This window comes from Streptomyces sp. S063, from assembly GCF_002832675.1.
Classification (GTDB): domain Bacteria; phylum Actinomycetota; class Actinomycetes; order Streptomycetales; family Streptomycetaceae; genus Streptomyces; species Streptomyces sindenensis.
On the sequence record NZ_CP021707.1, the window covers coordinates 5,813,021 to 5,834,447 of the forward strand.

General features: G+C 70.2%; 14 protein-coding genes. 8 read left to right on the forward strand and 6 right to left on the reverse strand.

Annotated features, from left to right (window positions below; genetic code table 11):
- Position 1: 1 nt before the first annotated feature.
- The 5 genes from CCZ36_RS26895 to eccE form a co-directional block, all read right to left on the reverse strand.
- Positions 2–1,879 carry an ABC transporter substrate-binding protein gene (locus CCZ36_RS26895; RefSeq protein ID WP_069744681.1) on the reverse strand — a complete coding sequence of 626 codons (1,878 nt, stop codon included), beginning with the start codon at positions 1,877–1,879 and terminating at the stop codon, positions 2–4.
- Between the two features lie 218 nt (positions 1,880–2,097).
- Positions 2,098–5,151: an SCO5717 family growth-regulating ATPase gene (locus CCZ36_RS26900; protein ID WP_128818744.1), complete on the reverse strand. Its 3,054-nt coding sequence runs from the start codon at positions 5,149–5,151 to the stop codon at positions 2,098–2,100.
- Between the two features lie 361 nt (positions 5,152–5,512).
- Positions 5,513–5,746, reverse strand: a complete 234-nt coding sequence (locus tag CCZ36_RS26905) for a DUF397 domain-containing protein (RefSeq protein ID WP_010061864.1) — start codon at positions 5,744–5,746, stop codon at positions 5,513–5,515.
- 101 nt (positions 5,747–5,847) lie between these two features.
- A complete protein-coding gene (locus CCZ36_RS26910) occupies positions 5,848–6,558 on the reverse strand; it encodes a hypothetical protein (RefSeq protein ID WP_032770050.1) in 711 nt (236 codons plus the stop codon).
- The gene (gene eccE / locus CCZ36_RS26915; protein ID WP_069739597.1) at positions 6,555–7,919 is read right to left on the reverse strand and encodes a type VII secretion protein EccE; all 1,365 of its coding nucleotides are present in this window, start codon (positions 7,917–7,919) and stop codon (positions 6,555–6,557) included. The genes CCZ36_RS26910 and eccE overlap by 4 nt, the downstream gene beginning before the upstream one ends.
- 195 nt (positions 7,920–8,114) lie before the next feature.
- Between eccE and eccB the strand changes: the two genes are divergently transcribed.
- From eccB to CCZ36_RS26950, 7 genes are all read left to right on the forward strand, one after another.
- Positions 8,115–9,641, forward strand: a complete 1,527-nt coding sequence (gene eccB / locus CCZ36_RS26920) for a type VII secretion protein EccB (protein ID WP_128818745.1) — start codon at positions 8,115–8,117, stop codon at positions 9,639–9,641.
- Positions 9,642–9,643: 2 nt separating this feature from the next.
- On the forward strand, positions 9,644–10,897 hold the full coding sequence (gene mycP, locus CCZ36_RS26925) for a type VII secretion-associated serine protease mycosin (RefSeq protein ID WP_069739599.1): 1,254 nt from the start codon (positions 9,644–9,646) through the stop codon (positions 10,895–10,897).
- A gap of 169 nt (positions 10,898–11,066) precedes the next feature.
- On the forward strand, positions 11,067–11,534 hold the full coding sequence (locus CCZ36_RS26930) for a hypothetical protein (RefSeq protein WP_069739600.1): 468 nt from the start codon (positions 11,067–11,069) through the stop codon (positions 11,532–11,534).
- Positions 11,531–13,189, forward strand: a complete 1,659-nt coding sequence (locus CCZ36_RS26935; protein WP_128818746.1) for a hypothetical protein — start codon at positions 11,531–11,533, stop codon at positions 13,187–13,189. Before CCZ36_RS26930 ends, CCZ36_RS26935 begins: the two co-directional genes overlap by 4 nt.
- Positions 13,190–13,217: 28 nt before the next feature.
- The gene (locus tag CCZ36_RS26940; protein WP_128818747.1) at positions 13,218–14,462 is read left to right on the forward strand and encodes a S8 family serine peptidase; all 1,245 of its coding nucleotides are present in this window, start codon (positions 13,218–13,220) and stop codon (positions 14,460–14,462) included.
- A 72-nt stretch (positions 14,463–14,534) separates the two neighbouring features.
- On the forward strand, positions 14,535–14,876 hold the full coding sequence (locus CCZ36_RS26945) for a WXG100 family type VII secretion target (RefSeq protein WP_069739603.1): 342 nt from the start codon (positions 14,535–14,537) through the stop codon (positions 14,874–14,876).
- A gap of 36 nt (positions 14,877–14,912) precedes the next feature.
- Positions 14,913–15,209, forward strand: coding sequence for a WXG100 family type VII secretion target (locus CCZ36_RS26950; RefSeq protein WP_069739604.1), 297 nt, complete (start codon positions 14,913–14,915; stop codon positions 15,207–15,209).
- A gap of 163 nt (positions 15,210–15,372) precedes the next feature.
- Here CCZ36_RS26950 and eccCa read toward each other — a convergent pair whose 3' ends face one another.
- The gene (gene eccCa, locus CCZ36_RS26955; protein ID WP_128818748.1) at positions 15,373–19,347 is read right to left on the reverse strand and encodes a type VII secretion protein EccCa; all 3,975 of its coding nucleotides are present in this window, start codon (positions 19,345–19,347) and stop codon (positions 15,373–15,375) included.
- Positions 19,348–19,658: 311 nt separating this feature from the next.
- On the opposite strand from eccCa, the gene eccD reads away from it, so the two are divergent.
- Entirely contained in the window at positions 19,659–21,161 is a 1,503-nt protein-coding gene (gene eccD, locus CCZ36_RS26960; RefSeq protein WP_128818749.1) for a type VII secretion integral membrane protein EccD, read from the forward strand.
- Positions 21,162–21,427: the final 266 nt, after the last annotated feature.

Sequence of the window (21,427 nt, forward strand, 5' to 3'; positions counted from 1 at the left end):
ACTATTCACGGTCTTCCGCGGTGGAGCGGCGACGCATGGCGAACAGGAGTCCGCCACCGGCGAGGACGACGACGGCGATCCCGACCCCGACGAGCACCCCGGTGGAGGAGCCACCGGAGTCGGAGGAACCGGACGAGGAGGCCCCGGCGGCCGGGACCGCCGACCACCAGCTCCAGTAGCCGTCCTGGCCGTAGATGTTGCCCGCGGCCGACGGCATGGTGGTGATGGACTCGATGTGGTCGGTGCGGTAGGCCTCGACGGCATTCGGGTACGCCATGACGTTCATGTACCCGGTGTCGTACAGCCGCGACTCCAGTTGCTTGACCAGATCCGCCCGCTTGGCGGGGTCGTACTCCGCCAGTTGCTTCTTGTAGAGCTCGTCGTACTGCTTGTCGCAGATGAAGTTGTCGGTGGCGGCCGACTCCTTCGCCTTGGTCGGCAGGGCGGCGCAGGTGTGGATGGAGAGGACGAAGTCGGGGTCGGGGTTGACGGACCAGCCGTCGAAGGCGAGGTCGTACTCACCGGCGTACCAGGGGTCGGAGACGTTGTCGAGGCAGTCGACCTTCAGCCCGATGCCCTGCTCGCCCCACCACTCCTGGAGGTACTTGCCGATCGCCTTGTCGTTGGGGTCGGTGGCGTGGCAGAGGATACGGAAGTCCAGCGGCTTGCCGTCCTTGCCGACGCGCTTGCCCTGACCGTTCTTCTTGTACCCGGCCTCGTCGAGGAGGGAGGCCGCCTTCGCCGGGTCGTAGGCGAGCTTCTGCCCGTCCGCCGGCTTCCAGAAGTAGTCGCCGAAGCGCGGCGGGATGTAACCCTCGCCCTCGACGGCGTGGCCCTGGAAGACCTTGTCGATGATGGTCTTGCGGTCGACCGCCATGAACAGCGCGTGCCGCACCTTCTGGTCCAGCAGCGCCGGGTGCCCGTCGCCGAACTTCTGCCCGTCCTTCGTCCGCGCCCCGGGGTTGACGGCGAGCGCGAAGAAGCGGCGGCCCGGGGCGTCGTTCACCTTGATGTCCGGGGCGTTCTTCAGCGAGGCGGACTGCGCGGGCGTCAGGCTCGGGCTTCCCGCGACGAAGGAGACCTCACCCTTGCGCAGGGCGGCCACGGCCGCGTCCTGGTCCTTGTAGTAGCGGAAGACCAGCTCGTCGAACTTGGGCGACCCGCGCCAGAAGTCCTTGTTCGCCTTCAGCTTCACATAGCTGTCGACCTTGTAGTCCGTCAGGATGAACGGACCGTTCCCCACGACGGGGAAGTCCTTGTCGTTGTTGAACTTCGAGAAGTCGCCGACCTTCTCCCACACATGCTTGGGGACGATCGGGACGTCGAGCGCGGCCATCGTGGCCTGCGGCTCCTTGAGCGTGATGACCAGCTTGTCCTTGCTTGGCGCGGTCACCTTCTCGAAGTTGCCGACGAAGCTGCCGTTGGAGGTGGCCGCGCCCTCGTCGGTCATCATCTTGTTGAACGTCCAGGCCGCGTCCTCGGCGGTGGCCTGCTGCCCGTCGGACCACTTCGAGTCCGAGCGGATCGTGTACGTCCACGTCAGCTTGTCCTCGGAGGGTTCCCAGGCGGTGGCCAGACCCGGGATCGCCTTGTTGTCCTTGGGGTCGTAGTTGGTGAGGTAGTCGTACATCAGCCGGTGGATGCTCGTGCTGAGGAGCCGCTGGGCCAGGAACGGGCTGAGGGAGTCGACGCTCTGCGCGACGGCGACCGTGAGCGTCGTCTTCCCGTCGTCGGCGTGGGCCTCGGAGGGCGTGGGCGCGAGCGGGTTGCCCGGGACGACCGACCCGGCGGCGAGCGCCAGGGCGGCCGCTCCGGAGGCCAGCAGGAGGCGTAGGCGTCGGCGTGGCCGGACGGAGTGGTGGGGAACTCTTGTGACCATGGACGGTGACCTCACGTCATCACTCGCTGAACAAGGTGGGTGGATCTCAGGTTCGTCAGGTGGTGAAGCGAAGGTCTATCAGCGGTGGTCGAGGCTCGTCAACGGTGTGTCAAACCGCGTGTGGGCTGCGGGAATGCGGAAGGGCTCGCACCGCGTGAGCGATGCGAGCCCTCATTGGTCTCAACCACTTTGGCCGTTCCGGCGACCCTGTCGCCGGCCTACTGCCGAGGTGCCGACGGCGGCTGCTGCGGAGGCGTCTGCTGCCAGCCGGCCGGCGGGACGGGACCCTGCGGATCGGGTTGACCTGCCGGGTTGGCCGCTCCACCCTGCTGCTCCGACTGCCCCTGCTGCGGCACACCGGCGCCGGGCGTACCGGGCCCGGCCTGCGGGGGAGGCGACTGCTGCCACCCGTTTTGCGGTCCGCCCGGCGCAGCCTGCGGCGGGTAAGGGGCCTGGGGTGCGCCCGGCTGCCCGGCCGCCTGATATCCCCCGTACGGCGGCTGCCCGCCGTAGGGCTGACCGCTGTAGGGCTGCTGCCCGGGCTGGCCGGGGTGCTGCGGCTGGTGGCCCTGCTGGGGCTGCCCGGGCTGCTGGGGCTGTGGGGCGTAGGGCTGGCCGGGGCCGGGCTGCTGGGGAGCGTACGGCTGCTGGCCGGGGATGTGCTGACCCGGCATCGGCTGTGCTGCTGCGGGTTGGCCGGGACCGCCCGGCTGACCCGGCATCGGCCGGCCCTGGCCCGGGTAGCCCTGCTGGCCGGGCAGGGGCGGGGCGTACTGCGGCGGCGGGTTCTGGCCGTCCGCCGTCCACAGCCCCTGCTGCTGCTGGGCGCGCGCGAAGTCCTCGGCCACCAGCGCCGAGAGATGGAAGTACGCCTCACGGGTCTTGGGCCGCATCATGTCGAGGTCGACCTCGGCGCCCGCCGCCAGGTGCTCGTCGAACGGTACGACGACGACGCCGCGGCAGCGCGTCTCGAAGTGCTGCACGATGTCGTCCACCTTGATCATCTTGCCGGTCTCGCGGACACCGGAGATGACGGTGAGCGAACGCTGCACCAGGTCCGCGTACCCGTGCGCCGAGAGCCAGTCCAGGGTCGTGGAGGCACTGGAGGCGCCGTCGACCGAGGGGGTCGAGATGATGATCAGCTGGTCGGCGAGGTCAAGGACGCCGCGCATCGCGCTGTAGAGCAGCCCGGTGCCCGAGTCGGTGAGGATGATCGGGTACTGCTTCCCGAGCACCTCGATCGCGCGCCGGTAGTCCTCGTCGTTGAACGTCGTCGAGACGGCCGGGTCCACGTCGTTGGCGATGATCTCCAGACCGGAGGGCGCCTGCGAGGTGAACCGGCGGATGTCCATGTAGGAGTTGAGGTACGGGATCGCCTGGACCAGGTCCCGGATGGTCGCCCCGGTCTCGCGGCGCACGCGGCGGCCCAGCGTACCGGCGTCCGGGTTGGCGTCGATGGCGAGGATCTTGTCCTGCCGCTCGGTGGCCAGCGTCGAACCGAGGGCGGTGGTCGTGGTGGTCTTGCCCACGCCGCCCTTGAGGCTGATGACGGCGATGCGGTAGCAGGACAGCACCGGCGTACGGATCAGGTCCAGCTTGCGCTGCCGCTCGGCCTCCTCCTTCTTGCCGCCGAGCTTGAACCGGGAGGCGGCGGAGGGGTTACGGCTGCTCTTGGCCTTCTGCTTGCCCCGCACCAGCCGGTCGGAGGAGAGCTCGACGGCCGCGGTGTACCCGAGCGGAGCGCCCGGAACCGACCGCTCGCGCTGGTCGTGCGCGACCGGGGTGGGCCAGGCGCCGCCCGCACGCGGGTCGACGGGCTGCTGCGGCGGCTGGGGCTGGGCCTGTGCCGGGGGCTGGCCTTGAGCGGAGGGCTGGGCCTGGGGCTGTTGGCCGTACGCCTCCGGCTGCTGCGGGGCGACGGGTGCGGGGAGGTTCGGGGTGCCCTGGGCGGGGAAGGGCGCGGGGGGCTGCTGGCCCGGCTGCTGCCCTGGCTGACCCGGCTGCGGGAAGCCGTAGCCGCCCTGCGGCGGGAAGCCGTAACCGCCCGCGCCCTGGGGGGCCTGGGGGTGCGCCTGCGGCGGCAGCGGTGCGTTCGGGCCGGCCCCCGGGTGCCCGGGCTGACCGGGGAACGGCTGCGGCTGGTACGCCGGCTGGGGTGCCTGGGGTGCTTGGGGTGCCTGCGGCGGCTGGCCAGGCCGGCCCGCCGGGCCCGCCTGGGGGAAGCCGTAGCCGCCGGGCGCCTGGTCCGCCGGGGCGGCACCGGGCCACTGCGCCGCGGGCTGCGGTGCGGAGGGAGCCGGGGCGGCCGGCTGGAAGGCGGGCGGCAGGGGCGGCAGTGCGCCGCCCTGCGCGGGCGGTGACCACGGCACCGGTGCGGCGGCGGCCTGCGGGGCGTCGGCGGCGGGCGGCGGCGCGTCCTGGGGCGGCGCGTCCTGAGGCACGACGTCCTGCGTACCCGCGTCCGTAACGGCGGCGTCGGGGGGGACGGGCGCGTCATCGCCGCCCGGAGCCCCGTGCGTGCCGGTCCCGGCCCCGTCACCGCCGTCCTCGGTGTCTGCGGAACTCACGTCCGTACGGGAGTCGGCGTCCGTGAGCGAGGCGGGAGAGGCCGAGGGCTCGGAGGACGTACCGGACGAGGACGCACCGGACACGGAAGCGTCCTCGGAACCCGTACCGGACGAGGCCGGGGCGTCGCCCTCCTCAGTCTTCTCATCCGTCCTGTCGCTCTGCGCCCCGGCAGCGGACGCCGCGTCGGCCTCGGCCTCGCGCTCAGCGATTTCCCTCTTGAGCGCGGCGGGCGAGAACCGCATCGTCGCGCCGCTCTCCACATCGCCACCGCCGAACGGACCGGCATCCGCGCTCTCGGCGGCCGGAGCGGCCGGAGCGACAGGAGTCGGGGCGGCCGGAGCCGGCGTCTGCGGTGTCTCCGGAGCGGCGGGCGCGGCCAGGGCCTCCTCGGCCGAGGAGGCGACCGGCTCGGCGGGCGCCGAAGGAGTGGCGGGCGCCGGCGGTGCGGGCGCCCAGTCGGGCTCGAAGCCACCGGGCGCCGCCGACAGGCCGGGCGAGGACACGGGCGCCCCGACCGGCGGCGGAGGGGGAGCCAGATGCGAGCCCGCTCCTCCCGACGAGTCCCCCGCCGCGTTCTGCGTGTACCAGGCGGGAGGGGTGTAGTCGATGGTGAACTCACCCGTCATCTCGGCGGGATCCGCGTCGGACGACTCGTCGACGGGCAGGTCCCATCCGCCGCGGATCTCGTCCCGATCGCCGTTCACTTTGCCTCCTGGTGTGGTCGAGCACCCTTGTGCCGTGGTGGGTGGGGGCGACCGTTCCCGATGTGCCGGTCCGCCCGGCTCTCCCCCTTGCGACGCGCATCACCTGCTCGCAGGTTTCTTCTGCCGCGCCCCACCCACCCTAATCGCCATCCGGTGAACTCAGGCAGGGCGTAGGGCACGGCAAAACCCGCCCCGCGGGCCCCGTGTCACGGCCCGGTGAACCAGGTGTGAGGGAAGGGCGGTCGCGAGACGGGCATACCCGGCCATACGCGTACAGGGGTGAAGGGGGAAAGGCCACTTCGGCGGCCGTCCACCACCGCGCCCCGCGCCCCCGAGTCGAGGAAACCGCCCGACGCCGGACCTACGTGAGGTCGAACTCACCGTCGCGAGCGCCCAGGACGAACGCCGTCCACTCCGCCTCCGTGTACCGCAGGACGGTGTCCGGGTCCAGCGAGGAGCGCATGGCGACACCGCCGCCCGGCAGATGCGCGATCTCGACGCGCTCCTCGGCCTCCTCGGTGCCCGGGGCGCTGAGCCAGGTCACGTCGGAGATGTCGAGAGCGTAGAGCTCGTCCTTTTCCTGCTGGGTGCCCATGACTGGCGTCCCTTCGATCGAGCGGATTCGGTGCGTGATCCATGTTCCCCGGTGACAGGGGCGTCCGTGGGCCGAACGGGACAGGAGAACGGCGGCGGGAATCAGTCCATCCGGCGAGCTGTGCCCAGCAGACCGGTCTCGGCGTCGGTCGGGTTCGTCATCACCCAATGGTGTTCCCGCCCCGCGACCCACAGGGTGACCCCGTCCGCCAGCGTGGGCAGCGCCTCGTACTCGGCGCGCGCGAGCCCCAGGATCCGGCCGATCTGCTCGGCCTCGCCGGGGGAGACCCGCTGGACGCCCACCAGCGCCGAGGACCGCATCAACCGCGGTGCGACGGGGCTCAGATAGGGGAGCAGCGTCAGCACGGACTGCCACGGCGAGGACACCACCCGGCCCCGCGGCGGCCGCATGCCGCAGTCCCGTACGACGACCACGGGGCTGCCCACGGTCGCACCCGTCGGCGGAACGCGGCCCACGTCGTACAGGGACACGCACTCCAGCCCGGCGCCGGCCGCCTGGGCGAGCGTGGTCCAGGCCTGGACGCGACCGGTCTCGACCGCCACGCGGGCGCCGGTGCCCGCCGCCCGCAGCGCCAGGACCTGCGCCGTCCACAGGCCGCCGATCAGCGTGACGTCGTACGGCACCGGGCGGTGGAACCCGATCAGCTGCGGCTTGTTGTTCGCGTCGTTCCCGATGATCACGCCGTCGTCGCCGACCGGCAGCGACAACGCGCCCAGATGGTCCGCGGGCACGGTGTGCCCCGCGTGACGGGGGCCGCGCAGCCCGCGCCGGGGTTCGGTCCGGTTGCTCACTGTGCGCCTCCCAGCGGGAGCGTGGCCAGGACACCCGGCAACTGCTCGCGGTCCAGCCGTACGAGACCCACCTTGGCGTGCCGGGCGGCCTGCTCCAACGTCCTTCTCACTCCGATGAGTTCGGTGTCCGAACCGCCGGTGACCCGCACATGGCCGACCACACTCGTCGAGCCCTGGCGTGCGCCTCGGCGCACCGTCAGGCTGAACGTCGTCGCGTACGCGGGAACCGACGTCAGCAGCGCGACCAGTTGCGGCAGCGGCGTCGCGCCCCGCCCCAGCTCGGGCCAGCGGTCCACCGCGTACGTCGTGTGCCAGCGGTCGTCGCACCGCCACACCCGCGACGTCTCCATCGTGCGCCGCTGCGGTGCGGCATCCGGGCGGCCCGCACGCCCCGACAGGATGGGATTGGCACACGCGGAGGTGGCCACCGCGGAGTTCAGCTCGTCCTGGTCCAGCACCGCGGCCTGGAAGCCGGCGCCCGTGATCCGGCTCGCGACATGGTCGGCGACCCGCACCAGGCAGCGCTGCGCGCCCTCGATACCGCCGCCGCGCGCCTCGATGGCCTCACGGCACAGCTCCGGATCCAGCTTCACCGCCACCCAGGTCATCCGCAGGGCGGGCGCACCGGTCTGGTCCTGCAACGGCGCGTACGAGAGCCGGGCCACCGACTGCTGCGGCAGATGAGGGGCAGGTGCGCACCGCACCTGCTGCACCAACTGCGCAGACTCCACCTCGATGTCGTCGACCGTGAGGGCGTCGCCCAGCAGCGACAACGGGAGCGACCGGGCGCCGAACGCGGGCCGCAGGGACTCGCCGCTCGCCTGCACCCGTACCACGGCGGTCAGGAACGTACCGTCGCCGAGCATCCCCACGGTCCGGTGGTTCCGGTCGACATGGACGTGCGGGGCGAAGCCGGGCACGTTCTCGGCGACCGGGGCCAGCATCGGCTCCGCGTCCGCGGACGGCGCGCCGGCGGCGGCCCGGCGCCGGGCCCGCAGCCCCAGAGCGCTCGACACCCAGTCCTGGAGCGCACGGCCCCGGCGGCGTACCACCGCGAGCGCGACCAGCAGACAGAGCAGCACGAGAGAGGGGATCAGCCACGCGCCGCCCAGCGCCGCGCCCACGGCGGCGATCACGAGACCCAGCTCGACGATCACGAGCTGACGCAGCACCGGGCGCACCCGGTCGGTCCGCGAGATCGAACGCAGGGTCGTCGCGGCCGGTGCGGCCGGCCCGGGGGAGGCGGGGCGCGAGGACGGATCGGAGGCCGGTGCGGGCGGCTGGTTGCTGCGTTGCCTCCGGGAAGTCCCGGCGGCCCGACGGCCGGCCCGCCCGGTACGCTCGCGCGTAGCTGCACCCATCGCCGCGTTGCCCCCTCGTGTCCGTATTCACCGCTTTTTGCACGGGTGTTGATCGGGTCGTCACCCTACCTGAGCACGGGGAGCGGGACCCCAGCAGGCATAGTAGGGGCGCGGTACGGCAGCGGGGGCCGACGGTGCGTGTGGGACCCTGCTCCGATCGCTTTCGATCACCGGGGACGAAGGGTCAGCGGACACATGGCATCACGGCGGGACGAGCTCAACGCCTATACCTTTGCGAAGCGGAGGTTGATCGCACAGTTCCTGCAGCCCAACCCCACCGGTTCCGAGGAAGGCGCCCCCCGGCCGCTGCGCGCGGTGCTGCCCGGGGCCATCATCGCCATCGTGGTTCTCGCCGTGTTCGGCGCCTGGGGCATGTTCAAGCCGGTGGCTCCCCAGAAATGGGACACCCCCAAGGAACACGTCATCATCGCGAGCAAGTCCACCACCCGGTACGTGGTGTTGACGACCGACGGCAAGAAGCAGCTGCACCCCGTTCTGAACATGGCCTCCGCCAAGCTCCTGCTCGCCCCGGACAAGGGAACCGTCGTCAACGTCAATGAGTCCGTCCTGGACAACGGCAAGATCCCGCACGGCGCCACCCTCGGTATCCCGTACGCGCCCGACCGGCTGCCCGATGCCAAGGAAGCGGGCGCGGCAAAGCGCTGGGCGGTCTGCGAACGCCCCGGGGAGGGCGGCCGGGCGATCCAGAAGGCGACCTTCATCTTCGCCGAGCGCGAGGAGAAGAAGACCGAGGGGAAGAACGCCCTGCGGGGTGGCGAGCTGATGTACGTCGAGGGCCCGGACCGGACCCGCTACATCGTCGACGCCTCCGGCAAGGCGTACCCCGTCCAGAAGGACGAACTGCTCCTGCGCACCCTGGTCGACCAGAACTCCAAGCCCCAGCGGGTCTCCGCCGCCTGGCTGGCCACGCTGCACACCGGCGACCCCATCACCTTCCCGACCGTGGACGGCACCCCCGGCGCCCCCGCCGGCGCCCCCGGCACCCTGGACGCGCAGACGAACCGCGTCGGCATGGTCCTGACCGCGACGGCGGGAACCAAGACCCAGAGCTACGTCGTCCTGCCGGGCAGGGTCGCCCCCGTCTCGGACTTCACCGCCAAGCTCCTGCTCAGCAGCCGGCAGCTGGTGCCCCTCAAGCAGGCGGGCACAGCGAAGCCGGTGAGCGCCGCCGAACTCGAACCGGGGGCCCCGTTCGGCCAGGAACGGAACTGGCCGGTCGACAGGCCCGAGCCCGTCAACTCCCCTGACGTCAAGAAGGGCAGCCGGAACACCGTGTGCAACGTTCTGCGGGGCGTGGACGCCGACAGCGGCGACACCACCCTGAGCACCTGGGTGGGTACGAGCTTCCCCGCGACGCTCCCCACCGGCTCCAGCAGCGCCTACGTCACGCCCGGATCGGGTGAGTTCTTCCGCCAGTTCAAGGGATCCACCACCAGCGCGGGCTTCCTCTTCCTGGTCACCGACACCGGCCTGCGCTACGCGATGCAGTCCAACAGCGACAGCGGCCAGGACGACTCCGGCATCGGCGAATCCGGCAGCAAGAAGGAGCGGGAGAGTCAGCGGCTGGAGGAGCAGCAGGCGCAGAACCGGCTGGGCTACAAGGACGTCGACCCCAACCCCGTACCCGCGACCTGGTCCTCACTTCTGCCGACCGGCCCCCGGCTCTCCACCGGTGCGGCCCGCCAGCCGCAGGGATCGTGACGATGGCAGACACCTGTGCCGTCGGCCGCACGACCCGCCGCCTCCTGACGGCCGCGGCGGCAACGGCCGTCCTCCTGGTCACCCTGCCGGTGGCCCCCGCGGCGGCCGAGGACTCGACCCAGTGCACGTTCCCGTCCAAGAAGTACCCGGGGCGTCCCTGGGCGTTGCAGCGCGTCCTGCTGGACGAGCTCTGGAAGCAGTCCACCGGAAAGGGCGTACGCGTCGCCGTCATCGACACCGGCGTCGACATCAGGAACGACCAGCTCAGGCCGGCGGTCGACGTCAAGGCGGGGCGCAACTACCTGCCGAAGGGCCTCAAGACCGACGACGGCATGAAGATCGAGCGCGGCAAGGAGAACGGCACCACGGACACCGTGGGCCACGGCACCAAGGTCGCCGGCATCATCGCCGCCCGCGAGGCCAAGGGCACCGGCTTCAGCGGCCTCGCCCCGGACGCGACGATCATCCCGATCCAGCAGAACGACGCCGAGGGCCACGGCAACACGGCGACCCTCGCCAGGGCGATCACCTACGCCGCCACCGAGGCGAAGGCCGACATCATCAACATCTCCCAGGACACCGCCGACGCCGTGAAGCCGTCCGCCGCCCTGAAACAAGCCGTCGACGCTGCCCTCGCCCGGAACGTCGTGGTCGTCGCCTCGGCGGGCAACGACGGACTCGGCGGAAACGTCAAGGAGACCTACCCGGCCTCCTTCGAGGGCGTCCTGGCCGTCGCCTCCTCCGACCGCAACAACGAACGAGCGCCCTTCTCCCAGTCCGGAGACTTCGTCGGCATCGCCGCCCCCGGGGTGGACATGATCTCCACGGTCCCCGGCGGCGGACACTGCTCCGACAACGGAACCAGCTTCTCCGCCCCGTACGTGGCCGGGGTCGCCGCCCTGATCAAGGCCAAGCACCCCGACTGGACGCAGGCGCAGATCGTCGCGCAGATCCAGCAGACGGCGGAACGCTCCATCGCCGGCCACGACAGCGCCGTCGGCTGGGGCGTCGTCGACCCGGTACGCGCCCTCACCGAGGACGACAAGCCGATCGACCGCCCGATCGCGAGCGAGGGCATGAGCAAGGGCAAAGCCCCGACCCCCGCCGAACTTCACCTGGGCGAAACGGCCGACGAGCGGAACGCCCGCCTGGCGACGTACGTGATGGTCGGCGGCGGCGTCCTGGTGGCGGCCATCGCGGGCACGGCAGTGGCCGTACGGGACAGCCGACGACGCAGGGAACAGGCGGCCGGGTGAGGGGGAGCGGAGAAACGGTGAAGGTTCGTCAAGAGCCCGGCCATGAGACAAGTCACGTGGCCACCAAGTCGATTGGCGCTGTCGTAGCCAGTGACTAGAGTTGTCACGATGAGATCGGATCGGACCGTGTCAGTGCGATAGCAACGCGGAACGAGCCGAGCAAACGGGGATGCAGAACAACGGGGAGGACATAACGGTGTCCGAAGGTACGGGTGACCTCAAGCGCGGGGTCGGCGCGCTGGAGAAGTTCAAGAAGAGCGTCGACGCCCTGCTGGCGGACTTCGAGGGCTCGGCGGCCAGCAAGACGAAGGTGGCCGACCAGAAGATCACGCGAGCGTCGCTGAGCGGCCAGAACGCCTGCTTCGCCGAGGCGGACGGCCTGTACACCCAGTACAACCGGGTCCACACCTCCCTCGTCTCGCTCTCCAAGTCCCTGGGCGATCAGATCGAGTACCTGAGCTTGGGGGTGCACGCGGCGGCGGTGGGTTTCGACAATGTCGAGGACGATGTCAGGCGGCGCTTTCACGAGATCCAGGCTCGTTTGTACGAAGAGAACGAGAAGCACGCCAAGGCTGAAAAGGGTCCTGAAAAGACCAGCGACGACAAGCAGGTCGAATCCGGGTGGGGGGCGGAATGAGCGACGACAAGCAGGAGAACCTGACGCCTGCCGAGCAGCGGGTGCAGGATCAGGCGCAGGTCAAGATTCAGATGGCGCAGACGGACATCTCCGAGGCCATCGGTCGGATGCCCTTCGTCGGAGGGCCCGTCGGCCGTACCTCCTTCGAGGGATTCCAGCTCAACTCCATGATCGACCTGGTGGAGAACACCAAGCCGGAAGACCTGGAGAACGCGGGCAAGTCACTCTGGGACGCCAGGGACGCCATCAAGAAAGCGGCCCAGGAGCTGGAAGACAACATGAAGGGGGTCGACTGGCACGGCGAGTCCGGCACGGCCTTCCGCGCCTTCGGCAAGGGCCTGGTCGCCCACGCCCGGAAGCTGGGCGACTTCGCGGACGTGGCCGGCACGCAGATCACGGTCGCCGGCACCGGCCTGGCCTCCGTACGCAGCGCCATGCCGCCCCGCGACACCCGCCAGGTCCGCAAGAGCCCGGACGACATCGAACTGCCGGGCCGGGTCGCGGACAACCCGGAGTACCAGGCGGCCCTCAAGGTGGAGAAAGACCGCCAGGAGGCCATCAACCAGATCAACCGTTTGGCCTCGTACTACTCGGTCTCGGGGGAGCGGCTGGAGGGGCAGGAGCCGCCGCGGTTCGATAAGCCTCTGGATATTGATATGCCGCCGCCGGGTGAGGGCTGGCGCCCTCCGGCTTCTGGTACGTCCGGCGAGCGCTCCGAGAGTTTTGGCAACAGCCCAGTGCTCGATGCTACGGGACGTTTGAGCTCAGGGTCCTCTGGTGCGGCAGCCGCAACGAACCGGTCACCGGCCGAGGTTCTCGGCTCGGCACCTCTGCCGGACAGGGCTGTTGGCACAGAGATCAACACCGTTGCGCCTCCGCAAGCCACGGCGCCGATTACTGCCACGCCACCGCAACCGTCACCGACGCCCACGACGGGGCCGCCCGGAACTCCGCCGACGCTCATGCCGCCTACCCTCACCAACCCTGTGCAGGGCGGTACAAAGCGTTCGACGGGGCCGACAGGCATGGGGCGAACGGTCAGTCAGGCCGGCCAGGGACTGGGCAAGGCTCAGTCCACCGGCATGGGTCCCGTCGCCAAGGGGCAAGGGGGTCCCTCGATCGGTCGTCCCGGCCCGATGGGGGGCGGAGGAACGTTCAACGGTCGTCCGCCGGCCGGACCGCAGTCACAGGTGCCGACTGCCGGTCGATCCGGTGTGACGGGTGGTCGGCCCCCCGTTGGCCCCGGTGGTACGTCCACCGGTGCCGGTCCCCGTGCCGGAGGCAGGAACGGCATTGTCGGTGGAACCCCCCAGCAGACGCCGGCTCAGGGCCGAGCCGCTGCCGGAGGTACCGGTCAGCGCGGAGTGATCGGGGGACGTGGAGCAGCTGCTGCTCCCTCTCGTTCCGGAGGCCGAGCCACTCCCGCTTCCGGCGCCAACGGAGTCGTCGGAGCACCCCGCAAGGCTGCGGGTACCGGCTCGAACACCAAGGGCTTCACCGCCGGTGGCGCGGGCCTCGTACGGGGGCCCGCAGGTCGCCGGAACAACGGCCGGGAGGACGAGGCCCATGGGTCGACCCGTCCCGACTACCTGACAGAAGACGAAGAGACGTGGAATGCCGGACGGCGCGGGGCCGTGCCGCCGGTGGTCGAGTAGCAGTCCCAGGGAAGGTTCGGAAGTCGGGATGACAGCAGGAATGAGCCGAGCTCGGAGGCGCGTGCGGGTGCTCGGCACGCTGGCTGTGGCCGCTTCGTGGAGTGTGCTATTCGTTGGCGTGGCGCAGCCTGCCGCAGCCGACACACAGTCGAAGCAGTGGTACCTCAGCGCGATGCAGACCGAGGACATGTGGAAGGTCACGACCGGCGAAGGCATCAAGATTGCTGTCATCGACTCGGGCGTGAATTCGTCCACGCCGTCACTGCAGGGACAGGTTCTCAAGGGGGTCGACGCAACCGAGGCGCCGGGAGACGAAACCGACGACTACAGCGGTCACGGTACGACGGTGGCGGAGATGATCGCCGGAACAGGCAAGGGAGGCGGTCTGAAGGGACTCGCCCCAGGAGCCAAGATCCTCCCCATGCGCATTGCCCTGGGTGAATTTGAGAAGGAGAAGCCTTCCATCACGATCCAGGACACTGCGAATGCCATCCGCGCTGCGGCCGACAGTGATGCTCGAATCATTAACATGTCCTTCGGTAGTTTTTACACCTCGCCTCAGCAGCATGAAGCGATCAAGTATGCCGAAAGCAAAGGGAAGCTGCTCTTCGCGGCTGTAGGCAACGAAGGACATAAGCAAAATAAGAGGGGGTATCCAGCCGCATACCCTGAGGTAGTAGGTGTTGCCTCAGCAGACCGCGCTGGGAAGGTCTCGTACTATTCGCAGCACGCGGGCACGGTTGATCTCGCGTCTCCCGGAAGTGACGTTCCCGGCTGGTGCGACAGTTCCTTCAAGAGCTACTGCGACGGCGACGGCGGCACCAGCGCCGCCACCGCCATCGCCTCCGCCTCCGCAGCCCTCGTCTGGTCCCTCCACCCCGACTGGACGGCCAACCAGGTCCTGAACGTACTTCTCGACACAGCCGGGCGCGACTGGGAAGACGGCGTGCGCAGCAAGTACCTCGGCCACGGCCTCATCCGCCCCTCGATGAACGTCCTCAAGGGCAAGGGCGACCCCGGCCCCCCGGACATCAGCCCGCTCACCAAGGAGAAGACGACCGGCGCCGCCAAGTCGTCCGAGCCTTCGGCCTCCACCTCGGCCTCCCCGCAGCCCGCCAAGAACGGCGCAGAAGGCGACAAGGCCGTGGCGGTGAAGGAGTCCAACTCCTCCGACGACGGAAACCAGCTGGGCCTCATCCTCGGAGTGGCCGCAGCCGTGGCCGTGCTCGGAGGGGTCGCTTACGCCGTGGTCCGCAGGCGCAAGGCCGCTTGACCACACGTTCCGCATGCACCGGCCGGCGCCTCACGCCGGCCTTGCAGAACCAACCGAAAGGGAAAGAGAACCATGGCAGACCAGAAGGTCTCAGATGCCGCCCTCCTGAAGCTGGAGGGTGACCTCACCATCAAGTTCGAAGCGGTCAAGGGGCAGGTCAAGCAGCTCCACGCGACGATCGACAACCTCGAGGGCAAGTGGCAGGGCATCGGCGCCAACCACTTCAACCTGAAGCAGACCGAGATCAACAACCGCATGGTCGATCTGGCCAAGCAGCTCGCCGGCTTCCAGGAGTCCATCAAGGCTGCCCGCACCATCTCGGGCGACAACGAGGACGAGATCCGCGCGGCTCTCACCAGTGTGGACGTTCAGGGGCCCACCAGCGGTGCGAAGAGCAGCCTGAACGGCTACTGAGCCTTATCCCGTAACCAGAACTCAGCGGAGGATCACATGGGAAAGAACGACGGTACGACGGTCGTCACGTACGCGAGCCTGGATCTCGCGGCCGGCGAGATCAAGAAGCAGGCCGCGCAACTCGCGAGGGACCTCGACGAGATCAGGACCATGATCGCGAACGTTTCGGAGCTGTGGGAGGGTGAGGCCAAGCAGGCCTACACCACCGCGCAGAACAGGTGGAAGGCGGATGCCAACGCGATCCGCGCCAACCTTGACGACATCGCCAAGAAGGTCCTGGAGGCCTCGCCCACCTACCGCGCCGGTGACAAGCGCGCGGCGGCGAACTTCTGACCGGGTTCGCACAGCACAGCAGCACATCAGGGTGGGCATGCGCGGGAGATGTCCACCCTGAGCTGTTGCAGGACGCGACGTGAGCTGTCGCTCACGAAACGAGGAAGGTGCGGAGCCCCAACGGCTCCGCACCTTCCTCGTTTGACGATCCGGACCGGTTCGCCTACCGCTCCCCGCCCATCAACCCCGCCTGCACCAGCGGGTTCCCCCGCCGACGCGTCACGAAGATGCCTCGGCCCGGCGGCATCGGCCGCGGCCGTACGTTGCCCATGATGTCGCCCTCGCCCGGGTCGCCCGACAGCATCAGACCCTGGGCGCCCAGCTCGATCATGCGCTGGAGGAAGGGTTCGTACAGGGCGCGGCTGGCCCCCGCCGAACTGCGGGCGATGATGAAGCGGACACCCACGTCACGGGCGAACGGCAGCATCTCCGTGATCGGCGCCAGCGGGTTGCCGCTCGACGTGGCCACCAGGTCGAAGTCGTCGATGACGACGTACACCGTGGGGCCCTGCCACCAGCTCTGGTCGCGCAGCTCCTGCGCCGTGACGTCGGCGGACGGCGTGCGGCGCTTCATCAGGTCGTACAGCGCCGTCATGTGATGTTCCATGTTGTTGGACATCGGGATGTACTCCGCCAGGTGCGAGCGCGGAGTCACGTCCAGCAGCGAACGCCGGTTGTCGATGACGAAGAGCTTGCAGGAATCACCGTCGTACCGCTCGGTCAGCTGCTTGATGATCAACCGCAGCAGGTTGGACTTCCCGGACTCGCTCTCGCCGAACGCCAGGAAGAACGGGTCCTGCTCGAAGTTCAGGTACACCGGCTCCAGGTTGTTCTCGTCGATACCGAAGGCGATACCGCGCTCCGGAACCGCGTAACCGGCCGGGAGTTCGCTCGCCGGAAGCTCGCGCGGCAGCAGACGTACCGCAGGAGCGGGCGGCGCCGTCCAGTGGCGGGTGACCTCCTGGTTCATCGCGGCGGTGGCCTCGGAGAGGTCGCTGTCGGAGTTGATGCCGTCGATCCGCGGCACCGCCGCCATGAAGTGCAGCTTCTCCGGCGTCTGGCCGCGACCCGGCACCCCGGCGGGCACGTTGGCGGCCACCTTGCGGTCCAGCTCGGAGTCCATGGGGTCGCCGAGCCGCAGCTCCAGGCGGTTCATGAGCTGGTCCTTCAGGCTGGCCCGCACCTCCATGGAACGCGACGCCGTGACGATCAGGTGGATGCCGTAACCCAGTCCGCGGGCGGCGATGTCCGTGACGGCGTCCTCAAGACCTTCGTAGTCCGTGCGGAAGTTGCCCCACCCGTCGATGACCAGGAAGACGTCCCCCCACGGCTGGTCCGTCACCGAGATGTCACCGCGCGCCCGCAGCCGGCGGAACGTGGCGATGGAGTCGATCCCGGCGCTGCGGAAGTACTCCTCGCGCCGCGCCATGATGCCGTACACCTCGGCGACCGTACGGCGGACCCGCTCCGGGTCGAGGCGGGACGCCACCCCACCGACATGCGGCAGACCGGCGATCGAGGACATGCCGCCACCACCGAAGTCGAGCCCGTAGAACTGGACCTCCGCCGGTGTGTGCGTGAGCGCGAAACCGGCGATGATCGTCCGCAGCAGCGTCGACTTCCCCGACTGCGGACCGCCGGTGATCTGCATATGGCCGGCCGCGCCGGAGAAGTCCCGATAGAGGGTGTCGCGCCGCTGCTCGAACGGCTTGTCGATGACGCCGATCGGCGCGACCAGCCGGCCCGCCCCCTCGAAACCGGGCTGCGTCAGGCCCCGTCCCTGCACCGGGGAGAGCCCCGGCAGCAGTTCGTCCATCGACGGCGGATTGTCCAGCGGCGGCAGCCACACCTGGTGGGCGGAGGCCCCGCGGCCCTCCAGCCGGCGCACGATCACATCGAGCACCGTGTCCGCCAGCGCGTCGTCCTCCGCCGACCGCTGCTCCGGTACGCCACCGGCCGGCGTCGCCGACTGGACGTACTGCACCGGAACCGGCGCGGCCGTGAACGGAACCGGCCTGCGGTCCACCGGCAGCGGAGCACCCGGCGCCGCCGCCCGGTGCCCGCCGGAGCGGTACACCCCGGAGACGTACGCGGCCTTGAACCGGACCATCTCCTCCGTACCGAACTTGAGCAGCCCGGAACCGGGAACGTTCGGCAGGTGGTACGCGTCCGGCACCCCGATCGCGGCCCGCGACTCCGCAGCCGAGAACGTCCGCAGACCCACCCGGTACGACAGATACGTCTCCAGACCGCGCAGCCGCCCCTCCTCCAGCCGCTGCGACGCCAGCAGCAGATGCACGCCCAGCGAACGGCCGATACGCCCGATCTGGACGAACATCTCGATGAAGTCGGGCTTCGCGGTGAGGAGTTCGCTGAACTCGTCGATGACCAGCACGAGCGAGGGAATCGGCTGCAGCGGCGCACCGGCCGCCCGCGCCTTCTCGTAGTCGTGGATGTTGGCGTAATTGCCCGCGTCGCGCAGCATCTCCTGCCGGCGGTTGAGCTCTCCGCGGATGGAGTCACCCATGCGGTCGACCAGCGTCAGGTCGTCCGCGAGGTTGGTGATCACAGCCGCGACGTGCGGCATCTGCGCCATACCGGCGAAGGTCGCACCGCCCTTGAAGTCGGCCAGGACGAAGTTCAGCGTCTCCGAGGTGTGGGTGACGGCCAGACCGAGCACCAGGGTGCGCAGCAGCTCGGACTTACCGGAACCGGTGGCGCCCACGCAGAGACCGTGCGGGCCCATGCCCTCCTGCGCCGCCTCCTTGAGGTCCAGCATCACGGGCGAACCGTCCTCGCCCACACCGATCGGCACCCGCAGCCGCTCCGCCTGCGACCGCGGCCGCCAGGTCCTGCTGACCTCGATCGAGGCGGCGTCCCCCAGGTTCAGCAGATCGGTGAACTCCAGGTTGGCCAGCAGGGGTTCGTCGTCGTCCCCGCCCGATGCCATGTGCAGCGGGGCCAGCTGCCGGGCGAGCGCCTCGGCCGCCTCGTAACTGAGCAGGTCCGGAACCCCGTCGTAGACCAGCCCCTGGCCCGACTCCAGCCGCAACGTCTTCGGCTGCACCACGATGGAGAGGCCCCCGCGGGCCCCCGTCACCTCACCCGGCACCACCTCGATGACGGTCACACCCTGGAGGCCCTCCGCCGACGCCAGCACCGACATCGGTGCCACCGACTCACCGTCCAGGACCACGACGACATGCGGCTGCTCCACGAGCGGCTGCCCCCCGGGCTGGAAACGCGGCCTGCCCTCCAGCCGGCCGGCCAGCAGCTCCTCCAGGGCCGGCAGGCCGGTGGTGATCAGCCGCCTGGTCCCCGCCCCGTCCGCGGGACCCGAAGCCTGCGCGTGCGGCAGCCACTTCGCCCACTCCCACTGCGGCGCCGCCTCCGTACCCGTCGCGACCGCGATCACCAGGTCCTCGGGGGAGTGCAGGGAGGCCAGACCGCCGACCATCGCCCGCGCCGCGGAGCGCGCGGACTCCGCGTGACCGCTGATCGTCAGGTGGTAGAACGCCCGCAACGAGACGGCCATGGGCAGACCGTCCAGCGTGGAGTGCGTCGCCAGGAACTGCTGCATCGCCCCGGCGGCCAGCGGCTCCAGCTCGTCCACGGGCGCCGTCTCGGGCGCGATGAGCGGCGTCGCCAGCTCCTGACTGCCGAGCCCGATGCGCACCTGCGCGAAGTCCGCGTCACCCGCGCGCCGCTCCCACACCCGGCTGCCCTCGGCGACGAGGGCCCACAGCTGATCGGGAGAGGGGTGAAGGTAGAACTGCGCGTCGCGCTGTTTGCGGGCCGTCTTCAACACCGTGCGCCGGGTCTGCGTCAGGTACTTCAGGTAGTCGCGGCGCAGATCCGCCAGCTCGCCCTGGGTGCCCCGCCGGTACCGTACGAGCATCGCGACGGCCATGCCGAGCGTCGAGGCGATCATGATCATGCCCATGATGCGCATGATCGGATTCGGCGTCATGAAGAAGAAGACGACGGAACCACCCATGCCCAGCATCGGCAGGAGCTGCATCAGCGCCCCCTCCTGCTGGCCTCGGGGGAGCTCCGGCGGAGGTTGCAACTGCACCTGCTCGACCGGAACTTCGGTGGGCAGGGCCCGCGGTGGGCGCTTGACGACGATCTGGCTCACAGCTCACCAATTCCCTTGCCGGACGGAAGTGTTCCTATCGGCGCCCCCGTGGCGACGGGCTCCATCCGCGGGAAGGATCCTACTGGCGTGACGCCACCCCCATGGCGGTAGGGTGTCGCGACGCGTGTACGCATCCGCTAACTGTCGCGCGAAGGCGGTCATTCAGGACGAACGCGGAAGCCGAAGCGCGGAACTGCTCGGAATCACGCTCGGCAGCGGCACGGGCCGGCAGGCAGGCAGTACACGTCAGCAGCAGGCAGTACACGTCAGTGTCAGCAGTAGATCAGTAGCAGGGGGAGCACCAGGTGACCATGACGGCCCAAGCGGCAGCCACCGGATCCGGTCGGCCGAGTCACGGGACCCCGTCCGGCAGCGGCACCGGATTCTGCCGGGTCACGGTCGTCGCGCCCGACGGACGGGTCGATGTGGCCCTGCCCGAGGACATCCCCGTCGCCGACCTGTATCCGGAGATCCTCCGGCTGTCCGGACAGAGCCCCGCCCCCGGCGCACCGGTCGGCTATCACCTGGTCCGCCGCGACGGCACCGTCCTGGACAGCGCCCGTACGCTCGCCGGCCACCGCATCCTCGACGGTGAGCTGCTGTCGATGCGGCCCTTCTCCGAATCGCTGCCCCCCGCGGTCTTCGACGACGTCTCGGACGCCGTCGCCACCGCCGTGGCCAAGGACCGCACGCTCTGGGGCGACGCGCTCATGCGCGGCGCCGGCCTCTTCGGCGGTTCCGTCCTGCTGTCCCTGCTCGGCTTCGTCCTGTGGACGGCCGACCCGCGCCACGACATGAACGGGCTGCCCGGCATCCTGGCGGCCGTCGTCGCCGTGCTCCTCCTCGCGTTCGCCTGCGTACGCGCACGGATCTACGAGGACCGGGCCTCGTCGATCGCGCTCGGCATCGGCGCCCTGGTCAACGCGGCCGTCGCCGGCTCCGGCCTGCTGCCCCTGAGCACCGGGCAGGGCATCGGACGGCTGCAGTTCCTGCTCGCCTGCGCGGCGGTCCTCGTCTTCGCGGTCATCCTGATGATCGTCGCGCCCGGCGGGGACGGCCCGTTCGTCGCGTTCGTCTTCGCGAGCGCCGTCGGCCTCCTGGTCACCTTCACCGCGATCATGACCGGCATGCGGCCGATCGAGGCGGCCGCCGTGTGCTCCCCGCTCGCCGTCGGGGCCCTCGCCTTCCTGCCGGGACTCTCCACCCGCTTCGCCCGGATCCCCATCGGATTCGAGCCGCCCCGCACCACCGTCGGCGACTACGGGACCTCCGAGCCCGCGTCCACCGGCCCGGTCGACGCCGTCCGCCTCGCCGCCCAGGCGCGGCGCGGCCACGAACTGCTCCTCGGCCTGGTCGGCGGCTGCGCCCTGGTCGCCGTGGCGGCCGCCGCCGTCCTGGGCTTCTCGGACAGCGTCTGGGGCCAGCTGCTCGCCCTGGCCACCGGTGTCGCCATGCTCATGCGCGCCCACCTGTTCCGCTACACCGCCCAGGTCGGCTGTGCGCTCGCCGCGGGCCTCGCCTCCCTGGTGCTCCTCGGCCTCGGGCTCTCGCTGAACCCGCCGGTCGCCATCGTGCGCGACGCGCTGCGGGGCGACGGGACCGCGCTCGACATCCGTACGGTGTGGCTCGCCGCGGCCGTCGCGGGCGTCGCCGTCCTGATCACCGCCATCGGCCTGATCGTGCCGAGCAAGGGCGTCACCCCGTTCTGGGGACGCTTCCTGGAGATCGCCGAGACGGTCGTCCTGCTGACGCTCCTCCCGCTCTGCCTCGCGGTCTTCGACGTCTACCACTCGATCCGGGCCCTGACCAGCTGATCCATTCCGATCGCCGACTGATCAACTCCCGATCCCCAGATCACCGGACCACCAGCTGATCCGCTCCCGATCAACCGGGTCACGCCCCGCCGCCGGACCGCAGCCGACCGGCGGCGGAGTGTGACCCGAACGGCTGGTAGTCTGTGCGGTGGCCGTTTGTGTACGCGCCCTCGGATCATCCTGGGGGCTGCGCTCATCGGACCTTCGCCTCCGAGTCACGGAAGCTCCCCTGAGACCAAGACCAGGGGCACTCGTGGGCGCTTCGA